The organism is Nostoc punctiforme PCC 73102 (assembly GCF_000020025.1).
GTDB lineage: Bacteria > Cyanobacteriota > Cyanobacteriia > Cyanobacteriales > Nostocaceae > Nostoc > Nostoc punctiforme.
In genome coordinates this window covers 5,409,393-5,432,052 of the sequence record NC_010628.1, presented here as the reverse complement: position 1 = coordinate 5,432,052, position 22,660 = coordinate 5,409,393, and the positions used below count along the sequence as shown (strand labels likewise).

18 protein-coding genes, 1 tRNA gene and 2 pseudogenes are annotated in these 22,660 nt (G+C 42.4%); 16 read left to right on the top strand and 5 right to left on the bottom strand.

All coding sequences use genetic code 11. The features are described 5' to 3' along the window. Positions 1–164: 164 nt before the first annotated feature. From NPUN_RS21925 to NPUN_RS21900, 6 genes are all read left to right on the top strand, one after another. The gene (locus NPUN_RS21925) at positions 165–1,445 is read left to right on the top strand and encodes a glycosyltransferase family 4 protein (protein ID WP_012410679.1); all 1,281 of its coding nucleotides are present in this window, start codon (positions 165–167) and stop codon (positions 1,443–1,445) included. Positions 1,446–1,981: 536 nt separating this feature from the next. Next, positions 1,982–2,440: a ribosome silencing factor gene (gene rsfS / locus NPUN_RS21920; RefSeq protein WP_012410678.1), complete on the top strand. Its 459-nt coding sequence runs from the start codon at positions 1,982–1,984 to the stop codon at positions 2,438–2,440. Beyond that, positions 2,437–2,937, top strand: coding sequence for a CGLD27 family protein (locus NPUN_RS21915; protein ID WP_012410677.1), 501 nt, complete (start codon positions 2,437–2,439; stop codon positions 2,935–2,937). The genes rsfS and NPUN_RS21915 overlap by 4 nt, the downstream gene beginning before the upstream one ends. Positions 2,938–3,034: 97 nt before the next feature. Then, positions 3,035–3,988, top strand: a complete 954-nt coding sequence (locus tag NPUN_RS21910) for an asparaginase (protein ID WP_012410676.1) — start codon at positions 3,035–3,037, stop codon at positions 3,986–3,988. 46 nt (positions 3,989–4,034) lie between these two features. Then, a tRNA-Met gene (locus NPUN_RS21905) sits at positions 4,035–4,111 on the top strand. A gap of 100 nt (positions 4,112–4,211) precedes the next feature. After that, positions 4,212–5,669 (top strand): YcjF family protein, encoded by a 1,458-nt coding sequence (locus tag NPUN_RS21900; RefSeq protein ID WP_012410675.1) that lies wholly within the window; start codon positions 4,212–4,214, stop codon positions 5,667–5,669. Positions 5,670–5,790: 121 nt separating this feature from the next. Here the strand turns inward: NPUN_RS21900 and NPUN_RS21895 are convergent, their stop codons facing one another. Next, the gene (locus NPUN_RS21895) at positions 5,791–6,840 is read right to left on the bottom strand and encodes a sugar transferase (protein WP_012410674.1); all 1,050 of its coding nucleotides are present in this window, start codon (positions 6,838–6,840) and stop codon (positions 5,791–5,793) included. Positions 6,841–7,039: 199 nt separating this feature from the next. On the opposite strand from NPUN_RS21895, the gene NPUN_RS21890 reads away from it, so the two are divergent. Further along, entirely contained in the window at positions 7,040–7,837 is a 798-nt protein-coding gene (locus tag NPUN_RS21890) for a 7-carboxy-7-deazaguanine synthase QueE (RefSeq protein ID WP_012410673.1), read from the top strand. Positions 7,838–8,276: 439 nt separating this feature from the next. Here NPUN_RS21890 and NPUN_RS21885 read toward each other — a convergent pair whose 3' ends face one another. Both NPUN_RS21885 and NPUN_RS21880 read right to left on the bottom strand, forming a co-directional pair. Then, a complete protein-coding gene (locus NPUN_RS21885) occupies positions 8,277–8,921 on the bottom strand; it encodes a DUF3318 domain-containing protein (protein WP_012410672.1) in 645 nt (214 codons plus the stop codon). Between the two features lie 77 nt (positions 8,922–8,998). Then, positions 8,999–9,556, bottom strand: coding sequence for a hypothetical protein (locus NPUN_RS21880; protein ID WP_012410671.1), 558 nt, complete (start codon positions 9,554–9,556; stop codon positions 8,999–9,001). Positions 9,557–10,111: 555 nt separating this feature from the next. On the opposite strand from NPUN_RS21880, the pseudogene NPUN_RS21875 reads away from it, so the two are divergent. The 5 genes and pseudogenes from NPUN_RS21875 to NPUN_RS21850 all read left to right on the top strand — a co-directional run. Then, positions 10,112–10,487 (top strand): annotated as a pseudogene (locus NPUN_RS21875) (transporter substrate-binding domain-containing protein); the annotation flags it as partial. A 292-nt stretch (positions 10,488–10,779) separates the two neighbouring features. Continuing rightward, a complete protein-coding gene (locus tag NPUN_RS21870; RefSeq protein WP_012410670.1) occupies positions 10,780–11,661 on the top strand; it encodes a LysR family transcriptional regulator in 882 nt (293 codons plus the stop codon). A gap of 26 nt (positions 11,662–11,687) precedes the next feature. Then, entirely contained in the window at positions 11,688–11,939 is a 252-nt protein-coding gene (locus NPUN_RS21865; protein WP_012410669.1) for an element excision factor XisI family protein, read from the top strand. A gap of 134 nt (positions 11,940–12,073) precedes the next feature. Continuing rightward, a pseudogene (locus tag NPUN_RS39335) lies at positions 12,074–13,075 on the top strand (IS701 family transposase). A 213-nt stretch (positions 13,076–13,288) separates the two neighbouring features. Further along, positions 13,289–14,110: a SirB1 family protein gene (locus NPUN_RS21850; protein WP_012410667.1), complete on the top strand. Its 822-nt coding sequence runs from the start codon at positions 13,289–13,291 to the stop codon at positions 14,108–14,110. A gap of 71 nt (positions 14,111–14,181) precedes the next feature. Here NPUN_RS21850 and NPUN_RS21845 read toward each other — a convergent pair whose 3' ends face one another. Beyond that, the gene (locus NPUN_RS21845) at positions 14,182–14,622 is read right to left on the bottom strand and encodes an SRPBCC family protein (protein ID WP_012410666.1); all 441 of its coding nucleotides are present in this window, start codon (positions 14,620–14,622) and stop codon (positions 14,182–14,184) included. Between the two features lie 198 nt (positions 14,623–14,820). Here NPUN_RS21845 and NPUN_RS21840 point away from each other — a divergent pair, with 198 nt between their 5' ends. After that, positions 14,821–16,473 carry a mechanosensitive ion channel gene (locus NPUN_RS21840; protein WP_012410665.1) on the top strand — a complete coding sequence of 551 codons (1,653 nt, stop codon included), beginning with the start codon at positions 14,821–14,823 and terminating at the stop codon, positions 16,471–16,473. Between the two features lie 549 nt (positions 16,474–17,022). Then, the gene (locus NPUN_RS21835; protein WP_012410664.1) at positions 17,023–19,314 is read left to right on the top strand and encodes a tetratricopeptide repeat protein; all 2,292 of its coding nucleotides are present in this window, start codon (positions 17,023–17,025) and stop codon (positions 19,312–19,314) included. A gap of 43 nt (positions 19,315–19,357) precedes the next feature. Here the strand turns inward: NPUN_RS21835 and NPUN_RS21830 are convergent, their stop codons facing one another. Continuing rightward, a complete protein-coding gene (locus NPUN_RS21830) occupies positions 19,358–20,839 on the bottom strand; it encodes a GTP-binding protein (protein WP_012410663.1) in 1,482 nt (493 codons plus the stop codon). A 175-nt stretch (positions 20,840–21,014) separates the two neighbouring features. Between NPUN_RS21830 and tpiA the strand changes: the two genes are divergently transcribed. Further along, positions 21,015–21,746 carry a triose-phosphate isomerase gene (gene tpiA, locus NPUN_RS21825; protein WP_012410662.1) on the top strand — a complete coding sequence of 244 codons (732 nt, stop codon included), beginning with the start codon at positions 21,015–21,017 and terminating at the stop codon, positions 21,744–21,746. A gap of 52 nt (positions 21,747–21,798) precedes the next feature. Beyond that, positions 21,799–22,659 carry a dihydropteroate synthase gene (gene folP, locus NPUN_RS21820; RefSeq protein ID WP_012410661.1) on the top strand — a complete coding sequence of 287 codons (861 nt, stop codon included), beginning with the start codon at positions 21,799–21,801 and terminating at the stop codon, positions 22,657–22,659. The last annotated feature ends 1 nt before the right edge of the window (position 22,660 follow it).

The window sequence follows — 22,660 nt, the reverse complement described above, 5'->3', positions numbered from 1 at the left end:
CTCTAAGTATTTAATATCTAAGTTTACTCAATCTTTAAGGAAAATCCCTGACAGAAAAAGAGTCTGAAGTCACAATTAAATATAAGAGTTTCTAAGCTCTAAACAATGTTGAAGATAAATATTTGTCCTTCAACAAAAAACCGGGGTACTTCAGACTAACTTTTATGCGAATTTTAATTTACTCTTACAACTACTATCCAGAGCCAATTGGTATTGCCCCACTGATGACTGAATTAGCAGAGGGACTAGTGAAGCGTGGGCATCAAGTACGCGTAGTCACCGCTATGCCCAACTACCCTGAGCGTCAAATTTACCAGGAATATCGGGGCAAGTGGTATCTCAACGAATACAAAAATGGCGTTCAAATCCAACGCAGTTATGTTTGGATTCGTCCACAACCTAACCTATTAGATCGAGTGTTATTAGATGCTAGTTTCGTTGTCACTAGTTTTGTGCCCGCCCTCATCGGTTGGCGGCCAGATGTTATTCTTTCAACATCGCCATCTTTGCCAAGCTGTGTGCCAGTTGCTCTTTTAGGATGGTTACGTGCTTGCCCTGTAATCTTAAATCTACAAGATATATTACCAGAAGCAGCCGTCCACGTCGGTCTACTGAAAAACAAATTGCTTATAAAGTTATTTACTGTGTTGGAAAAATTTGCATACCACACTGCCAGTAAGATTAGCGTGATCGCCGATGGCTTTGTGGACAATTTGCGCTCTAAGGGCGTAGAAGCTGACAAAATTGTGCAAATTCCCAACTGGGTTGATGTAAATTTTATCCGCCCTTTGCCTAAAGAAAATAACCCTTTCCGTGCAGCACATAATCTAAATGACAAATTTGTAGTACTTTATTCTGGCAACATTGCTCTAACCCAAGGCTTAGAAAGCGTTGTCAAAGCCGCTTCTATGTTGCGCCATATCCCAAATATTGTTTTTGTTATCGTTGGAGAGGCAAAAGGTTTACAGCGATTGCAACAAGAATGTCTAGACTGCGGCGCAGATAACGTTTTGCTACTGCCATTTCAACCCCGCAAAGATTTGCCACAAATGTTGGCAGCTGCTGATGTTGGCTTAGTGGTGCAAAAGAAAAATATTGTATCTTTCAATATGCCGTCAAAAATTCAAGTGCTACTTGCCAGTGGAGGAGCTTTAGTTGCATCTGTACCCGATAATGGTACAGCAGCAAGAGCAATCAAACAAAGTGGCGGCGGAGTTATCGTTCCTCCAGAAGATCCTCAAGCTTTAGCAATGGCAATTTTAGATTTGTATCAAAATCCCGAAAAGGTAAAAACTCTGGGTTATAAAAGTCGCCAATATGCCATTGAGAACTATGCTTTTGAGCAAGCTTTAAATCAGTATGAGTCGTTGTGTTACTCATTGACGGCAGATCGTGCAGCTATTCAGTCTACAAGAGTTACAGTATCTAGAGCAGAAAGCCCATAAGGATGTGACCAATTCAGAAAATTGCAATTATACCCTCATTATCTAAATACAAACTGATTATGAGGGTGATTAATTATACTTTTAAAGATACAACAATAGACCAATACGCTTAGGTTAAAGAAATATCTCTTTTGAGGCAAGCAAAGGAAGTCAAGGCAGAGGAAAAAGGCTTAGTTCAAGCATATTAGCTAATAGACAAGGGAGTTTCAAATACGTTTTGAACCCAAAATCCCACAGCTTCACTTCATTAAATATGTGGGAACACCAATTTTTTAACTATAGAGTAGGGGTGCTTCAGTATCCTCTAATACTAAATACTACACTGATGCCAATCACGCTATTGGTAGACCAGGCATGAATCTGCTGTGTTGTATTGTAGTTTTTAGTAAACAGCAATTATTAAACTAGCCCCCATAAACACCTGTTTTTTTGTTAGTATTCAAAAAAACCTATTGACACATTTGTCAGATCAATTGTTTGTTATTTGTAAGTAAATGTAAACAATTGTTTCAAAGGAAAAAAGCACCTGAGGTTTAATGACTGACTATTTCCAAGGAAATTTCCCATTACAATCTGTCCCACTGACGAAGAGTGTGGTAAAGAGCCACGCCCATACTGAAGAGGAGAGCGGAAAATTAGCTGCAACGATCGCAGAAGCTGCATCAGACCGCAAAGCGGGTGAGATTTTATTGCTCAAAGTAGCAGAGGTATCTTATCTAGCCGATTACTTTGTGATGATGACTGGCTATTCTAGGGTACAAGTAAGAGCGATCGCTCAAGCAATTGAAGGAAAAGTCGAAACTGAATTGCAACGTCGTCCCATAAGGACAGAAGGAAAAGTCGAGGGTAGTTGGGTACTACAAGATTATGGTGATGTGATCGTTCACATCATGATGCCCAAAGAACGGGAGTTTTATAATTTAGAAGCGTTCTGGATTCATGCAGAGCGTATTTCCCTTCCAGAATCTGATGAGGGTGAAGGTAAGCCAACATGATTAGGTCTTCGGTTTCAAATTGCCCAGTTCCCATAGACCAACAACCACTCAATGAGTACGAAGAGTTAAAAACTTCCTGGTTGTTTCGTGATAGCACTTTAGATTTGCGCGATTATATCACGAAAATAGCTTGGATTTGGGGTTTATCTTGGCTGATCGCAGCACCTGTGGCAGCAACAAGTTTTCCCCCCCACAAGTATATTGCACATTTTATCCTTTGTGGTGCAGCAGCAGCCAGTGTCGGGGTCGTACTGGCACTGGTAAGATTATACTTAGGCTGGTTTTACGTGTGCGATCGCCTTGGCAGTCCCACAGTATTTTATGAAGAGTCCGGCTGGTACGACGGCCAAACTTGGACGAAACCACAGGAAATCCTTAACCGCGATCGCTTAATTGTTGCATACGAAATCAAACCCATTCTGCGGCGGTTGCAATTTACCTTTGCTGGCTTGGCGGGAATGTACGTTACTGGTACGATAGTTTGGCATTTGTTTTAAAGAGTCATTGGTCATTAGTCATTAGTCATTAGCTAAGGACTAATTACCAATGACCAATGACTAAAATTAATTAAAAAAAGGTAATAAATATAAACCCATGACAATGGGAAAACGAACTCAAGCCACAGCACTGGAAGTCAGGTTGCTGCGGGAAGGTATTATTGAATCCAGGCATATAGTCCAAGCAGTTGTATGCGACGATCGGGGACGCGTTCTAACCGTTGCCGGTAATTCTGAAACTGCTGCATTTATCCGTTCAGCCCTCAAACCATTTCAGGCACTCGCAGTCACCACCACAGGTACACTGGAACGCTATGACCTCAGCGATCGCGACTTAGCAATTATGACAAGTTCCCATAAAGGAACAATAGATCAAGTCCGACAGGTATTTAACATCCTGTGGCGAGCTGATCTTGACCCCACCATACTCCAGTGTCCAATTCCTGAAGGTAAGCACAGTCCTCTGGAATACAATTGCTCTGGAAAACATGCGGGAATGTTAGCTGTTTGTCAGCAACGCCGTTGGCCTTTGAATAACTACTTGGATCGCAAGCACCCAATACAGCAATTGATTTTGGGCAAAGTAGCAGAGTTGCTGCGAATGCCAGCAGCAGAATTTATCAGCGCTCATGATGACTGTGGCGCACCAACTTATTTGATGCAACTCGGTCACATGGCATCTTTATATGCGCTGCTAGCCTCTAGTACCAATCTAGATATGGAGCGTATCGTCCGTGCTATGACTCATCACCCCGCGATGGTAGCAGGAGATGGAGAATTTGATACGGAACTAATGCGCTTAACTCCAGGGGAACTGGTCAGTAAAAGTGGTGCTGAAGGAGTTCAGTGCATTGGTAGACTCGGTGAAGGCTTGGGATTAGCAATCAAAGTCATGGATGGGACAAAACGGGCAAAACATGCCGTTGCTATTCACTTACTTAAGCAAATGGGTTGGATTAGTCCTAGCGCCGCCGAAAGCCTCTCAGAAAAGTTTGCCACCTTGGGAAAATACACCCGTTTAGAAGTAATTGGAGAATTATCGTTTTTGTAGTTGCCAAACTCTTGACTATAGGTTAATATGAATAAGTCGAGAGCAACGCGGGATAGAGCAGCCTGGTAGCTCGTCGGGCTCATAACCCGAAGGTCAGTGGTTCAAATCCACTTCCCGCCACCAAATAAAAAACAAAAACCCTACAATCGTTGAAGATTGCAGGGTTTTTGTTTTGTTTTGATCTATTCTGGAAGAAATAGCCATCTAAAAGGCGCGGAGAATCATGGTTGTGAAGTTGCAGCGACCAATTTTAGTGGGAGGATTGGGACTGTCCTTTTCTCTGTGGATGTTGGACAGTTGGCACGATTCGATAGTGCAGGTGGGTGAGTTTGGTTTGTTGAGTGCCTTAGCTGTAGGCGGTGGTTTGTGGTTATTCCAGCAAAATCGCCCGAAAGACAGTTTAAAGCAGCTAGATGATAGATTCGTAGATCGGGCAACTGTGGAAAGTGCGATCGCTAAAACTGAAACTGTAATTAACCAACTGGCACAAGAATCAGAAAACCATCCGGCGTTACAGACACTACGAGAACAAGTTGTCCAATTGTTGTTGGAATTAGACAGACAAAAAATTAAAGTGGCTGTGACTGGCGGGAAATCCGTGGGTAAAAGCACCTTAATTCAAGTACTAAAACAAAATCTAGAGACACAAAATTTGGTGTCTTTAGAAGAGACAGCACCTTTATTTAGAGAAACGGGTGACAACTCAGATGCAGTTGTTTTAGCAGAAGTTGCAAAATCTGATTTTGTTCTATTCCTGACAAACGGTGATTTGACAGACTCAGAATTTCAAACCCTACAGCAGCTAAAAGCAGCAAATCAGGCGACAATCCTGGTTTTCAACAAACAAGACCAGTATTTAGCTGATGAAAGCGCCAGCATCTTGCTGTCATTGAAACAGCGAATGCAGGGAAATGTAGTTGCAACAGCCGCCTCTCCCATTGCCATCAAAGTCCGAAAGCATGAGGCTGATGGTGGTGTGCAAGAGTGGATGGAACAACCAACAGCAGATATCCAGCAGTTAACTCAGCAGTTGGATGAAGTTTTTGCACAGCAAAGACAACGCCTGGTTTGGGTAACTACCATGAGGAAAGCTGGGTTGTTGAAAGCTGAGGCAAAAAACTGGCTGAATGGAACCAGACGCGATCGCGCCACCCCAATTATTGAACAATATCAATGGATAGCTGCGGCTGCTGCCTTTGCTAACCCAGTCCCAGCCCTTGATATTCTAGCGACTGCGGCAATTAATGCTCAAATGGTAATGGATTTGGGTAATATCTATCAGCAGAAGTTTTCCCTAGAACAAGCACAAACTGTAGCTGGAACAATGGGAAGTTTGATGCTGAAACTGGGTTTAGTTGAACTTTCTACAAAGGCGATTAGTACTGTTCTTAAAAGTAATGCCGTTACCTTTGTTGCTGGTGGCGTAGCGCAGGGAGTAAGTGCAGCTTATCTGACTAGAGTCGCAGGGTTAAGTCTAGTCGAGTATTTCCAACAGCAGGAAATAGCAATAGATTCTGGAACTGGTTTGAATTTGGAGAATTTGCGGCAAACATTGCAAAAAGTATTTCAGCAGAATCAGCAGATTGGTTTTTTGCAGGGATTTGTTAAGCAAGGTGTGAAGCTTTTGTTGCCAGAAGTGCAGCAGGTTGAAGTTGTAGGTATTCAAAAGGCTGTAGGATAATTTCACTTACTTGGTGCTGTAGAAACCTAAAATTTACCCAAGCCCATTATGGGCTTGGGTGTATTTATGAATTATTGCGAAAGTTGGGAGTTACCAAACAATTGTGAATAAGGGTAGTTAGCTAAACAGCGCCACTGTTTCTATTAAATAAAATAGTTATAGTTTTGAAAATTAGCTTTAAATCGTACACCAAACTCCAATTTTTTTGATACTGCAAATCTAGGCGAATTACATCTTCAAAACTACGGACTGTAGACCGCCCATTGACTTGCCATTCACCAGTCATACCAGGCTTAACATCTAAACGTTGCCACTCTGGTACTTCATAACGTTCCACTTCATCGGGTGTGGGTGGTCGAGTGCCTACTAAACTCATTTCTCCTTTGAGGACGTTCCAAAATTGGGGTAATTCATCAAGACTTGTTCGCCGTAAAAAGCGCCCTACCTTGATAATTCTGGGGTCATTTTCATTCTTGAAAAATGCACCTTGCACTTGGTTTTTGACTTGGGATTTCTTCGCTTCTGCATCCACACACATGGAACGGAATTTCCAAATCTCAAACCGCTTTCCCATCCAACCACAACGGATTTGACTGAAGAAAATGGGACCGGGATCGTTAATTTGAATAGCGATCGCAATCGGAATAAACAAAACTCCTGTAATTAATAAACCGACCACAGACCCTACAATGTCTAAGAACCGTTTCATCCAAGATGCCACAGAAGGGTGAGTAGTAGGTAAAGGCTCTACTTTACGGGAAGTTGTCTTCCGATTATCTACTAAGTCTTCTTGTTTTATTAGCAACCCATCGTCAGCCGACTCTAAGGGAAAAACCTGATCTAATCCCGTGAGTTTTAAGACTGCCATGACTTGAGGTGTAACATTCCGCAGTGTTAATGTAATTCCTTTAGTCTGGGCGTATTTAAAATTACTGACCAGGGCACCTAAACCACTACTATCCATAAAAGTAGTTTGGTGAAAGTCAATGATGATTTCTTTAGGATGTGAATTGGGCTGAATTAAGCTTTGGCAGGTTTGCTTAAAGCCTAAAGCCTCCAGCACGCTCAACCGCGCGGGCACCTGCATTATAGCCGTGTCGTTTAGGGAATTAACTGGAAAATCGACCTCTGTCGGTTGGCTAGTCATGAAGCTCTGCACTTTCGTTGCCATGTATAATGTAATCTGCCAAACATTATTTTGTCCTACAAAATTACTTAACCTAATATTTAGAATCAGTAGTAATAAGGACTAATTTCTCTTTACCGGGGCTGAGATTGGAGATCGCTAGCGACGATTCACAATAGAACAAGAAGCCAAAAAACATCCTTGCTGTTGTGCCGACGCAGCGCGATCGCGTTGCTCTCATCAAATGATTGCTAAAACTACGGTTACACCTACCGCACGCCTAGTTGAGGTCTTTTCTGCCATTCAAGGGGAAGGACTGAATGTAGGGACACGTCAGATATTTATTCGTTTTGCTTTGTGTGATTTGCGCTGCCACTTTTGTGATAGTGCCCACACTTGGAATGCACCTGCTACTTGTCGGATAGAGCGATCGCCTGGATTGCGCGACTTTGAAATCCACTCTAACCCTGTCCCATTACCCATATTAATCGAATGGGTGGAACAGCAAAATTTACCTTGTCTACACGATAGCATTAGCTTAACTGGGGGTGAACCACTTCTTCATGCCCCATTTCTAACGCAGTTTCTACCCCAAGTGCGAGCCATAACTGGTCTACCTATATACTTAGAAACTGGCGGACATCGCTCAGAACAACTAGCGATGATTCTTCCCTATTTAGACTCTGTGGGTATGGATTTCAAATTGCCCAGTGTTAGCGGCGAAAGTCATTGGCAAGAACATGCTAAATTTCTCCAATTATGTCATGACTCATATTTAAATGTTTTTGTCAAGATAATTGTGTCTCAAAACACAGATCCAGGCGAGTTAGAACGTTCAGCTTCGTTGGTGGCAAAGGTTAGTCCAGATATCCCAGTATTTTTACAACCTGTTACGCCTTTAGCAGTATCTGAACAATTCTCCTCAATACTGATGCTTGCGCCTACGCCCGATCAAGTTTTGACCTGGCAGGCTTTGATGAAGGGGTTTATCAAGCACGTGCGTGTGATCCCTCAGACGCATAAAATGCTGAACCAGCTGTAAAAGCTTCTGTAAAATTTGAGTTTGATAAAGATGTAGTCAAGAAAAAAGTAAGATTCTATGAAATTGGAATTGCTGCCGCTAATCACTAAGGCAGCAGCCCCTCAGTAGGCATTCCCAGTCGAAGGCAGAGGCAGGAATTGGGAGTTTGGATTTCACTCATAACTCCTAACTCCTGTACAGACGCGATTAATCGCATCTCTCCTAACTAATTAACCTGAGTTCGGGTTAAGCCAGAAGCTAAAAAGCCTATTCTGTCAGGATTGAATAAAACTGGAATTGATCAAAGCAGGGATAAAAGTGGAATCATTTTGTCAATAAGGTTCACAAATGAAACTAATCTCAGCAATATGTCTTATTGACAATAAATGAAAACAGAGCTTTAGACCGAACAACGATAATTCAAGGCTTTTGAGGATTTCTTATCCCGAACTCAGGTTAATTACAACCCGCCTTCATCTGGAGTTTTGGATTTAGCTTTTGCCTTATTGGCACTGCGTTTGAGGGCAGAGAGTCTTGCTTCGTATCTTGACCGTTGGCGCTTACTAGGAGTATTGTCAATCAGGGTTTTCAAGGCGCTGCCGAGACTCTTGTAGGCATTAGGGAGGCTATAACCAAAACGAGTTGCTAAAGCGATCGCTTTCTCATCAGCATTGAGCAATTCTTTTAGTTGCTTTTCCCCATTATTCTTTTGGTACAGTCGCCAGCCTGACACGCCACAAAGCGACAAAGCTAACACTAGCAGCAATCCATCTTGTACCCACAATTCGCCGACAGCACCACCTAAACCGATGGCTAACGCTGCCATTTCCCAACCATCTTTAGGAATTGTGTCATTTTGAACGCGAGCAACTTCATGCCAGAACAGCAGATTACGCTGATCCATTGCGAGGGCATCCCATTTCACCAGGTCAATTTGAATTTCTACCTGGTCTTTACCAATTTCTTCGCAGCGGACCAGGGGTGGATTGACCTCAGTTGTGCCTTCAACCGTGACCCAGCTCTGTAATTCTGGCGGTAGTAAGCCTTTCAACCGCCGTAGTTCACTCATTTCCGCTTTGGCAGAGGAGGTTGCATAGGATGTCATAATATCCAGCCCCAGAAAATTTCAGTATATAGTGAGGGTATCACTTTGGAGTATAGCTATTTAAGCAACGATCCGTCTCACTCGCTGGGAAAAGTTCCTCGCTTTTTTCGCGCTTCCATTGCTTTTTCCAGTAAATCTAACAATCCTGGAGCTTCTTCTTGGATACTAAGTAACAGTCTTTCCCCAAGTTCTATATTTCCCGGGTCAAGACCTGTTGCCATGACTTCTTTTAGGCGAGGTATCGCTATACCATCTACAATCTGAATTAGCCCACTCAGACAACGGTGAAATTGCTTTTCTGTGAGAATCGAGTCTTCTAAAGGAAACTCAATAATGGCACGAATTTCACCATCGGAAGGGTCATACTCCCACTGCAACATTTTGGTTTCCCAGGAAATAGCAAGCATCGTCTGTAGGATAACTCCCTTGTGAGGGTGGTCTTGAATTCCTGACAGAACTTGGGGGGCAAATACCCGAAAAAATTTTCCCTCTTCATCCAACTGGACAACTATCAGAAAATCTTCTAGGTTATCAGCTTCTACACCTGTTATTATCCGGTCTTCTTCATCATCAAAACGGTAGTCCCAACCAAGGTTGTCTAAATAGTTGGCAATCTGTTTGAGGTTAGCTCCCATAAAAGCCTCATAAGGAACGGTGGAGCAGTTGTTACCAGACCTAGTTTAACCTGCTAGGGGTAGTTCTTTAGGTTGGTGTGGCTACTTCCGATCGCATCAAAGTATGCAATTAGGGCATCGGGCATTGGGTATTAGGCATTGAAGATAGGAGAAATAGAGTTTTATGCTCGCTTGTGAATTATATTTTCTTGGGTTCTCTTGATCATTATCAAAAAAGTGCTGAATGCGTTTTTATAAATTTTATCCAGTGAAGTGTATGAAACTAATTAACTTAAATTTTAATATTATCTTTCAGGTTTAATGAATACATTGCTATATCAAGTACAGTAAATGGAAAAATTTTAAATAAAACTTGGAATATCAAGCCGATTTGAGAGATTTATACTTCCCATTTGAGGCTTTTAAACAAATAAGTAAAAACTTAAATTACCGTTTTTAAAAGCGAAAAAATATAGCATGATAGCTGGTAAAGTTTTATATTACAAGCAACAAATTCTTTTTATGTAATGATTGTAGTGAGCAATATATTTATTATTATCGATATCAATGAACTTTATGCGTAAATCAGCTTTAATTCTAGCGATCGCGGCTTGTGGTGAAAATTCAAGTCAAACAGCAAGTACACCCGGCACTCCAGGTATTAATGCACCTGCACCAGCAACTCGAAATCGCTGGGATAATATTAAAAGTCGTGGTCAGGTAATTTGCAGTGTCAGTGGTGAAGTGACAGGGTTTAGCTTTGTGGGAACTGATGGTAAGTATAGCGGTATTGATGTAGATGTCTGTCGTGCGATCGCCGCAGCTTTATTTTGATAACCCAGATGCAGTAGAATTTCGCAATCTCAATTCCAAAGAACGGTTTACAGCTTTGCAAACTGGCGAAGTAGACATTCTCAGCCGCAACACTACTTGGACACTTAGCCGCGATACCTGTAAGCGTACCAGGAGTGATCGCTTTTGCTAAACCCAAAGCGATCGTCCCAGTCCCGCAACCACAATTTAACAATTTCGTCCCTGGACGTAAATAAGGCTTGAAAAACGCGCCATGAGTATCTAAGCTACGTTTTGCCATGAAATTCGTCGCATTACTTGAATAGCCTGGAGTATACCTTTCTGGCATAACTTTGACTCCCTAAGATATCTGTATGAGTATCATAGGTAGGTAATTTTGAGATGTCCAATATATATTTATAGAGAATTGAAACTTATAAAATATCAAAAAAATGGAATTGCGACATCTGCGCTACTTTATTGCTGTAGCTGAGGAACTGCACTTCAGTAGAGCCGCCGAGCGATTGCACATTGCTCAACCGCCCTTAAGCCAGCAAATTCAGCAACTAGAAACACAATTGGGAGTAGAACTGTTTCAGCGTAAAACCAAGCGACAGGTGCAGTTAACGGAAGCTGGACAAGTATTTTTGCAAGAAGCTTATCAACTTTTAGCTCAACTCCAAAAAGCAATTGAGCTAACCCAACGGACGGGAAGAGGTGAGAAGGGACAATTGCGAATCGGGTTTACCAGTTTGGTAACTTACGATTTGCTTCCTGTAATTTTGCGACGGTTTCGAGAACAGTTTCCACAAGTAGAGTTGATTTTGCAAGAATTAACCACAAATCAGCAGGAGCAAGCGCTACAAGAACATCGCATCCATGTAGGCTTTGCCCATCCACCGTTAGAAGACAACACACTCAATCAAGAGTGCATTCAGCAAGAAGCTTTAATTGTGGCTATGTTGGAAACTCATCCCTTAGCTGAACAGGAAAAGATTTCAGTGCGATCGCTAGTAAACGAAAACTTTATCATGTTCCCTCGCCATTTAGGCCCAGGGCTTTACGACCAAATCGTAATTCTTTGTCAGCAAGGAAATTTCAGCCCGAAAGTGACTCAAGAAGCGATTCAGATGCAGACGATTATCGGATTGGTTTCGGCGGGAATGGGGATTGCGATCGCACCGTCTTCATTACAAAATCTTCAGAGGACTGGTGTAGTGTATCGTGCTTTAAAAGAAAAAACACCATTAGTAGAAACGGCTGTAGTGTGGCGGGAAGAAGATATGACACCTGTACTAAAGGAATTTCTGCAAGTTATCAGGAGTATCTGTTGAGATATTGATAAAGAGGCGATCGCACAATGGCAAAGCTAGACGAATATCGACAATATATTAAAAATTTGCTTCAACAAAACGCTAGTACTGTTTGGGATAATCGCATTCAAGCCCAAATAATTTTTGATACAGAACGCGATCGTTATCAATTAATTTATGTAGGTTGGCGCGATCAAGACCGGATATATGGGTCTGTTCTCCATTTAGATATTATTGATGAGAAAATCTGGATTCAGCAACAGGACTTACGCAACTGGCACAATGCGATCGCCAGTTGATAGTACATGAGTATTAATTAAATCTGATTTTGAAAGCCTTGTCTTCGTAATAGAAGTCGCTGTCTTGGAAGCAAAGCATGAAATATTCATGAGAAAATAGGTAGAAGTTGTATTAGATAAATTTGCTAACGGTAATGAGATTTACTAAGCTTAGTTACTGCCAATACTTATTAAGTAGTCAAATTAATTATACAATTACCAATTTGGCAGAGCATTTAGAGAGTATTAGTCATGATGCCATTAACTATTATTTGAAAAGAGAGAAATTAACACCTCGTTTACTATGGGATAACGTGAAAGACCTAGTTGAACCTGATGACAATGGTTACATAATATTTGATGATAGCGTTTTAGATAAAAGGTATTCTGAAGAAATAGAAATAGTCAGAAGACAATATAGTGGTAATGAGCATGGTGTCCTTAAAGGCATTGGTGTAGTTAACTGCGTGTATATCAACCCTACACTTCAAAGATTTTGGGTCATAGATTATCGAATTTTAATCCTGATGTCGATGGCAAAACTAAGATAGACCATGTGAAAGACATGCTCCAAAGCCTTATGTATCATAAGTTTTTACCATTTGATACTGTTTTGATGGATACATGGTATGCGGTACACAGTTTAATGCTATATATTGATAGCTTAGACAAATTATATGCCTTAAAAATATCGTTAGTTGATGATACTTTTGATAAAAAAATATAAACGGATTGAATTATTAGAATGGAACCAAGAAGAATTAGACTGTGGTAAAATCATAAAAATTAAAGGGTTCCCAGCTAATAAAAAAGTGAAACTATTCCGGGTTACTGTTTCTACCAACAGAACGGATTATGTCGCCACTAACGATTTATCTCAAAGTTCCACGGATGTTGTACAAGAGGTGTGTAAAATTCGTTGGAACATAGAGGAGTTTCACAGGGAAATTAAACAACTAACTGGCATTGAATCTTGTCAGTGCCGGAAAGCTAGGCTTCAAAGAAATCATATTGCTTGTGCAATGTTGGTTTGGGTTAGGTTAAAGAATTTAGCCTATAGAACTGGCCAAACTATCTATCAAATCAAGCATAACTTGCTTTCTAATTATTTAATTCAGCAACTGAAACGCCCAAGTATTCTTATGTGCTTGGTTTGATTTAAATTGTCGCGTGTCAAGGCTGCGCCCTGGCCGCTATTTGTGCCAGTTGCGTAAGTCCTGTTTATAAAAAGCTACACTAACCTATTTTCATGCCCTGAATAAGTACATATTCCAAAAATTCTGAATATCCATAAGATAAAGTATAGATACAAAAAACTGCTCTTAGCCAAGCTGCGGCTTCATCCTTACACTTACACGGAGCAAAAGCTTATGAATTTCTCGTCAGCGCGACAATATTTTTACCAAGAGATTCAGCAGTCTGACGAGCAAATTGACTTAGCAAAGGCAGCTTTGTATATTGCCCAAGAAGAATATCCTAAGCTAGACCCAGAGGAATACCTCAACGCCCTTGATACAATGGCATGGGAGCTTCAAGAACGCCTGCCTGACTCACGATATCCTTTGCGGATAGTTCAAAGTATTAATCAGTATCTATACGATGATTTAAAGTTTTCTGGTAATAAAATTGACTATTACGACCCACGCAACAGTTTTTTCAATGATGTAATTGACCGCCGATTAGGGATTCCTATTACCTTGGCGTTGGTTTACCTAGAGGTTGCTAGAAGGATTGATTTCCCGATGGTGGGTGTGGGGATGCCAGGGCATTTCTTAATCCGCCCAAATATTCCAGATATAGAAATTTTTGTGGATGCCTTCAATGGCGGTGAAATAATATTTGCTCAAGATTGCGAAGAAAGGCTGTCTCAAATTTATCAGCAAACTGTGACGCTACAACCAGAATTTTTAGCCGTAGTCAGTAATCGGCAATTTTTGGCACGGATGCTGACAAATATAAAATTTATTTACCTCAAACAACAAGAGTTAGAAAAAACCCTAGCAGCGATTGAACGAATTTTGTTGCTGTTTCCTAATTTAACTTTAGAATTGCGCGATCGCGGCTTAATCTCCTATCAACTTGGTAACTACCCCCAAGCCGTAAACGATTTACAACATTATTTAGCAAAAGTTCCTGATGCCCAGGATGCATCAGTAATTCGGCGGCTACTTACGGAATTGGGGAGGGATTAGGGAAGAGGGCAGGGGAGCAGGGGAGCAGGGGGAGATGAACCAATGCCCAATGCCCAATTCCCAATGCCCAATTACGAATTTTCTGCGACTCGTTTCAGGCGGCGGAGTTGGGCTTGCATATCTTCTTTTGTCCAAGATGCGGCAAAGGTATTGAAACCCCAACTGACTAAGGGGTTAGGAATATCGAACTCAAAACGGTTTAGTAGGAGCGTTCCCTTTTCTGTGGGTTGACATTCCCAGCGATCGCGTCCTTGGAAAAATCCCTTAAATTCCCAGACTACCAAACCCGGTTGTCGTTCCACAACTACGCTATTCAACGTAGGTTTCAGTAGAGGAATTTGAATGATAAAACGACTTTCACTACCGACATCAGTACTCCAAGATTCACTCACAGGTTCGCAACGGAGTACAGGGTTAAGCCAGCGTTGCATGAGAGCTAAATCGCTAATACAACGCTCTACTACCGTAGCTGTAGCATTAATTTGAATCGATTGTTCTAAAACTTGAGGCATTCCACATCTTCGATGCTGTTGCTGCAATTAGAGTAACGCAAAATTCGCCATTGTCGGTAGATTAAATCAAATATTTAGTAACAAAGTCAAAAATTACTCTTGATATCAATATTATATGTATGTGTTTACTGGTAAATTTATAGGCAAAACACTTACTCAGTGTTTGCGGCGAATACTTAAGCTTAATTCCCGAAAACCATGAACACAACTTGGCAAGGAATAATCCAGGTGATAGAAGTTGGTTTACCCATGAAGGTGCAGCAATTTTTGGCACAATCGCCCAGCCTGCAACCGATACAACCAGCAGTGAATCAAGGAATCGCTGATGTACAAGGTATTGTTCAACAGATAATTCTGTTTACGCCCCGTCTCTTGGGGGCAGTAGCAATTTTGTTAGTAGGTTGGCTAATTGCGGCGATCGCAGCTGCGGTGACGCGAGGAATCCTCAATCGCACAAACATAGATAATCGCATTGCCGCAGGAGTAACGGGTCGTCAAAACGTTCCCCAAGTGGAGAAATTAATCTCCAGCTTAGTTTTTTGGAGCATTATCCTATTGACGGCGGTAGCTGTTTTACAGACATTGGATCTGGAGGTAGCCTCTCGACCCCTCAATAATTTTCTCAATCAACTTATTGGCTTTTTGCCAAATTTGGTTGGTGCGGGAATTCTTTTGGCAACCGCCTGGTTTTTAGCGACTATTGTCAAGATTATCACTGTGCGATCGTTACAGGCATTTAATCTGGATGAGCGTTTAAATCCAGAACCAGAAGACAGCGCACCCAGCCTGAATCAGTTGTCTCTGAGTGAGACCATTGGTAATGCTCTGTATTGGTTTATATTTTTACTGTTTCTCGCCCCAATTTTAGATACTCTCGGACTAAGGCAAGCTCTACAACCAGTACAAGCTCTAATTACACAAGTTCTGCTAGTTTTGCCGAACATTTTAGCGGCGGCGCTAATTGCCGTAGTTGGTTGGTTTATAGCTAATGTGGTGCGACGGATTGTAACGAACTTATTGGCGACAACTGGGATTGACCATTTAGGTAGTCGCTTAGGATTATCTGCGGCTGCGGGGGTGCAACCTTTATCGAGTATTCTCGGCACAATTGTCTATGTTTTGATTTTGATTCCTGTGGCGATCGCAGCGCTTAATGCTTTGCGAATTGATGCGATATCTGTCCCAGCGATCGCAATGCTGCAACAGATTCTTAACGCCCTCCCTGCCATCTTTACAGCCGTAGCAATTTTGATTGTTGCCTATTTCATAGGGCGATTTATCGCGGATTTGGTTACAAGTATCCTCACCAATTTAGGCTTTAACAACATTTTCACTATTTTGGGTCTGACAACACCCAGCAGACGCATCGAAATTTCAACTGAACCAACAACTGCCTATACTCCAAGCCGCACTCCATCGGAAATTGTGGGTATTGTTGCCTTAGTGGGTATCATGCTGTTTGCAACGGTGGCGGCGGTGAATATCTTGAATATTCCAGCCCTGACAGCATTAGTGTCTGGTATTGTGATCATATTCGGGCGGATTTTGGCGGGATTGGTGATATTTGCGATTGGCTTATTCCTGGCAAATCTAGCTTTTAATATCATTACCAGTTCCGGCGAACGTCAGGCAGAGATTTTGGGACAAGTAGCGCGGATTTCCATTATTGCTTTAGTCTCTGCAATGGCACTGCAACAGATTGGAGTTGCCAGTGATATCGTGAATTTAGCCTTTGGACTCTTATTAGGTGCGATCGCAGTTGCTATTGCTCTAGCTTTTGGTCTTGGAGGGCGTGATATTGCCCGCGAACAAGTTCAAGAATGGCTAAACTCTTTTAAAGGTAGAAATTAAAAAGACATCTCCGAAAAAGAATGTAGAGACGTTGCATTGCAACGTCTCTACAAGGGTTTCAGGTAACGCATAATTAATTTCTGGAGATGTCTAAAGTTGATGAAGGCGCAATTTCTTTTGTAAATCTCGAAAAGTGCAGCCCTAAGCATTAATAGTGGAAAAAATTTCACAGCAATTTTACCTAAAAGGTTGAAAGTTACAACTTAGAAGCTTGGAATTTGAGTGTAGAATTTGATATTTTGAGTTCAGAAGCTCAAGTTCCGAGTTAAAAGGTCGAACTGCCGAGCTAAAAGGTCGAACTGCCGAGCTAAAAGGTCGAACTGCCGAGTTAAAAGGTCGAACTTCCGAGTTAAAAGGTCGAACTTCCGAGTTAAAAGGTCGAACTGCCGAGTTAAAAGGTCAAAAACTTGGCTTCGATCGCTAAACTAATACTAAAATACGGCTGAAGCAGCAGTTATTTTTACAAGCTAAGGGCTTCATAGCAAGCGCTAAGAAGAACTACACTGTGACTAAGGAGCAATTAGGTAGCGATCGCTCAAAATAAACTGCGTGTTTAACCTTCTTCAGCCAATTGTAGATTTTTACATCAACAACAAAGACTTTATTAACAACCTGCTCTCAGGTGCGTTCCCTGCGATTGTGGGTGTTTTGTGGTGGCTCATCTGGCGACACCGCCAGCGGCGCATTCCCGATAAAACTTTTGCTTTTGAGGTGATTACACCCAAGAGTCAAGACCTGATGCAGCGAATTTTGGGTGGTAAAGATGACGATCCTTTGGCTGATAGAAACATAGTTTACCAACAACGTGTACCAAATCGTCACATTTGCAATGAGCTAAAGCGGCAGTTAGAAGAAGATCGCTGGATATTGATTTTAGGACGCACGGGATTAGGCAAAACACGGGAAGCAGCAGAGTTAGCCAAGCATCTCAACCAAGAAGGCTGGACGGTGCTTTACCTCAAGTTAGGAGAATGGCTAGATATTCCGGCGGCTATGCCCAAAGAGATTGGCACAAACCGCAAGTTGCTATTTTTCTTTGACGATCTCAATCAAAAAATGTATGCCAGCCGCCACGAAATATCCCCAGAAGCCGAGAAAAGTCTCGCAGAACGGTTTCAAGTCCCCTTGCAAGAAAGGCTGTTGCAAGCTTTGAATAAGTATGAAGAGTTATGCGAACCGACAGAAATCCGCGTCATCGCCACCGCCCGAAATGAAACACACTCCGAAGATCCTGGAAAACCCAGTCCTTGGGAAAAACTGCAATGGAATAAATATTCTAAGCTGTGGAACCGATTTAAAAGTTATGAATTGCCGCAACCAGAAGATGATGCCATCATTGCGATGTTAGCAGCAACGGTTTCTGAGACTGACATTAAAGCGGAAGCAGACCAATATCCTGAACTAGCTAGGTGTAATGACAGCACCTTTAGAAACGTAGTCGAGAATTTCCAACGCCTGCAAAATGAAAGCTTGCCTTTGACAGTAAATAATTACCGCCACACCCTAAAAGACACTTGGGAAAAACGTTACAAGAAGGCAGTAGAAAAATACTCTGTAAGCCGCTACATTTATGATGCCGTGGACTTGCTGCAACAATTCGACATTCCACTTTATCGCTTCACAGTGGAGCCGACTGCACGGATGTTAGCGGCTGGGAATTTCTGGCGGCGACTTTGGTATTATTGGCAAATACGCAAAGCTACCAATTATCTGATTTCAGCTGAACGTATCCTAGAACCCCGTGATGGGCAAATTGAGGCGAAACCAAAGCAAGTAGAAGCAGGGGAATACACATTACGCTTCACCCGGTTAATTTTGCAGCTAGCAGAGAAACACCAAGAAATTAAAGCTTCTCTGTTGAGTTTTAGCTGGAATTTAATCAACTCAAAACGCTATCAAGATGCACTACGTTGCTTAAACAAAGCTCTCACTTTTACACCTGATTCCTCTGACATTTTGTTTGCTAAAGGCAATGCGCTATTTAATTTGGGAAGATTAGAAGAAGCGATCGCCTCTTATGACCAAGCCCTCAATTTCAAACCCGACGACCACCAAGCTTGGTACAACCGGGGCATTGCGCTATTTAATTTGGGAAGATTAGAAGAAGCGATCGCCTCTTATGACCAAGCCCTCAATTTCAAACCCGACGACCACCAAGCTTGGTACAACCGGGGCATTGCGCTATTTAATTTGGGAAGATTAGAAGAAGCGATCGCCTCTTATGACCAAGCCCTCAATTTCAAACCCGACAAAGACAATGCTTGGAACAACCGGGGCATTGCGCTAGTTGAATTGGGAAGATTAGAAGAAGCGATCGCCTCTTATGACCAAGCCCTCAATTTCAAACCCGACGACCACCAAGCTTGGTACAACCGGGGCATTGCGCTATTTAATTTGGGAAGATTAGAAGAAGCGATCGCCTCTTTTGACCAAGCCCTCAATTTCAAACCCGACTACCACGAAGCTTGGTACAACCGGGGTACTGCGCTAGTTGAATTGGGAAGATTAGAAGAAGCGATCGCCTCTTTTGACCAAGCGATAAAAATCAAATCTGACGACCACCAAGCTTGGAACAACTGGGGCTATGCGCTAGTAAAATTGGAAAGATTAGAAGAAGCGATCGCCTCTTTTGACGAAGCCCTGAAAATCAAACCTGACAAAGACAATGCTTGGTACAACAAAGCTTGCTGTTATGGTTTACTAGGGAATGTCGATTTGGCAATAGAGAATTTGCAACAATCTATCAACTTAAATCCTAAATACCGAGAGACAGCAAAAACTGATACTGATTTTGACAACATTCGACAAGATCAACGATTTCAATATTTGATTAGTCATTAGTTATGGGGCATTGGTTATTTCTCCCTTATCTCCTTCATCCCCCTCATTTCCTCAGCCTTACCTTATGCAACAATTCATCCTTAATCCGATTAAGGATAGAAGTCTCATCCAGGTTTGCCAAAATGCGATTAATCACTGCTTTCGGCCCATCAGGCCCCCAAGTTGCGCCATTGGCTAAATAAACTTTGGTAACTTGCCCAATACCGTAAGAAGAAACACCAGCTACTCCCCCTTGCGTGACTGCCACCGATATATAAGGGCCAAGGGCAACACCTGCGGTAGCTGTTGCAGAGATACCAAGTAAAGTTTTTAATCCACTCAAACCCAAATTTGCTAACAATTCACTAGCACCGATGCCGCCCATACTCAGGGCAATTTTTTGTAGCAGTTGTACAGCCCCAGCTTCGGTCATGGAGAAGCCATAGAGCTTAGATAAACCTAAAATCAGAGCAATATCAATGACCACACTACTCAGAATATCTACCACAGTTACAGGATTAAGTGCGATCGCTAATGCTTTAGTCATCACAGCCTTCCAAATCAACTGATTGGCATTCTGTTCCCGAATCATCAGTTTTCGTTCGATTAACTGCTCATTTACAACGTCGGCATAAAGCATGGTATTAAGAGCAACCAAGGCTTTACCCTCACGGTGCAGAATCTCCAAGATTTTCAGCTTCAGTTCTTCAACTTGGGCATTCCCTGTACGCAACTGTATGCCCCTAGTACCATCAGGGCGGCGAATCGCCGTCTTCACCAATGGCGATGCCGCAGCCATGACAATCTCTAAAGGCGTGAGTAATTCCCGCACCCTTTCATCGCGGATTTTGTGATAAATTGCCATCCGGTCTGCTTCTGGATACTGGTCTACTTTGTTAAACACTAGAATGATCGGTTTACCTGCTTCCCGCAACTGAGAAAGGGCAGCGTATTCTAGCTTTGTCATATCGCCAGAGATTACAAACAGAATCAAATCTGCTTGTTTCGCAATCTGTTCGGCTAACACAGCACGGGTTGCACCATCTACTTCGTCTAACCCAGGAGTATCAATTAATTTTACCTGCGATTGACCTACACCAGGGAGAGTAACCCGCAAAGCCCGTTCAGTTTCTCCAATCGCTTCCTCACTAATACTCCAATTAACTGTTTGTGCAGTCCGAGTGACACCGTGCAGCGGCCCTGTTTCAAATACTGTTTGTCCCACCAAAGAATTGAGTAGCGAAGACTTACCACGCCCTACCATGCCAAAAGCTGCAATCTGCACCACCATGCGGTCTAACTTCCCTAGCATGGTTTCCAAATCAGCAATTTCCGTTTCCAATCCGGTTTTTTCTTGGGGGGTGAGGTCGAGATTGGCTACTAAGTTTCGCAGCGCCGTTTGTGCTTGTTTATAGTTCAGTTCCGTCTGAATGTCTTCAAAACTGAAAATAGCGCTATCCAGTTCTTCCTCCCAACTGAGAGAATTTGCGTCAGTGTTAGCAGAATCGCTTTGATGAGGTTCAGGCACAGGTAATGTCGAAGTCATATCAATTTGAGATTTGGGATTTATTTGATTAGCCCCGTCTCTTATCCTAATTATTTTTAACAGGGGTTTGTGGAGCAGAGGAGAATAACTCTTGACCAATGACTAATGGCTAACAAAAAGTCATAAACTGAAAAATGCATCTAAATAACGCGTTAGGATCTTGACTAAATTACCTGTGCGGAAAATCGTTATTGCCGGCAACTGGAAAATGTTCAAAACCCAGGCAGAGACTCAGGAGTTTTTGCAAGGATTTTTGCCCCACTTAGAGGAAACCCCCCAAGGGCGAGAAGTAATATTGTGTCCTCCTTTCACTGATTTAAGCGTTTTGTCCAAGACTTTGCACGGTAGCCTCATCCAACTGGGGGCACAAAATATCCATTGGGAAGAATTTGGAGCCTATACGGGTGAGATTTCTGGCCCGATGCTGACAGAAAGCGGTGTGCGCTTTGTGATTGTCGGTCATAGCGAACGACGGCAATACTTTGGTGAAACGGACGCAACTGTTAATCTGCGCCTCCGAACTGCTCAAAGGTTTGGTTTGACTCCAATTCTCTGTGTTGGTGAAACTAAACAACAACGAGATGCAGGAGAAACTGAATCACTGATTGCTCTCCAACTCGACAAAGGTTTGGTAGATATCGATCAGAATAATTTGGTGATTGCCTACGAGCCAATTTGGGCAATTGGCACTGGTGAAACTTGTGAAGCAGTGGAAGCTAATCGAATAATTGGCTTAATTCGGAGCCAGTTGAGTAATCCAAATGTATCAATTCAATATGGTGGCTCAGTGAAGCCAAATAATATTGATGAAATCATGGCTCAACCAGAAATCGATGGCGTTTTAGTCGGAGGAGCAAGTTTAGAACCGGAGAGTTTCGCTCGGATTGTGAATTTTCACTTAGTGTAATGTGCCTTATTTTCGTTCCCATGCAGAGCATGGGAATGCCTAATGTAGATTTATGCCAAGCAATTTAATAATTCGAGGACGCTGTTTCGATTGGGGACAGCGAACTTATTTGATGGGTATTTTGAATGTAACGCCTGATAGCTTTAGTGATGGGGGTGAGTTTAACACTACCTCTGCGGCTTTAGTGCAGGCGCAAGCACTGGTAGCTGCTGGTGCTGACATTATCGATGTGGGCGGTCAATCAACTCGGCCAGGGGCAAAGCAAATAACTCTGGCGGAGGAACTTGACCGGGTGTTATCGGTGTTACAGGTGCTAAGACCAGAAATTTCAGTCCCGATTTCTGTAGATACAACCCGTGCGGCTGTAGCCAAGGCATCTGTAGAAGCTGGAGCGGATATTATTAATGATATTTCTGGCGGCACTTTTGACTCAGAAATGTTGCCGACAGTTGCAGAGTTAAGTGTGCCGATAATTTTAATGCACATCCGTGGGACACCACAGACGATGCAACAACAGACTGATTATCAAGATTTGCTCGGTGAAATTTCTAGTTTTTTGGCTCGCCAAGTTCAGGCAGCAACGACTGCGGGCATTGATCTGGATAAAATTATTATTGATCCTGGTATTGGTTTTGCTAAGAACTATGAGCAAAATTTAGAAATTTTCCGCGGCTTGCGATCGCTAACAACACTCAATTGTCCTATCTTGGTAGGAGCATCCCGTAAAAGTTTCATTGGTCGCATTTTAAATCAACCAGATCCCAAAGCACGAGTTTGGGGAACGGCAGCAGCTTGTTGTACTGCTATTTTTAATGGTGCTGATATCCTCCGAGTTCACGATGTTCAAGAAATGCACGATGTTTCACTAGTAGCCGATGCCCTATTGAGACAACCTATACAGCATGATTGCTAGG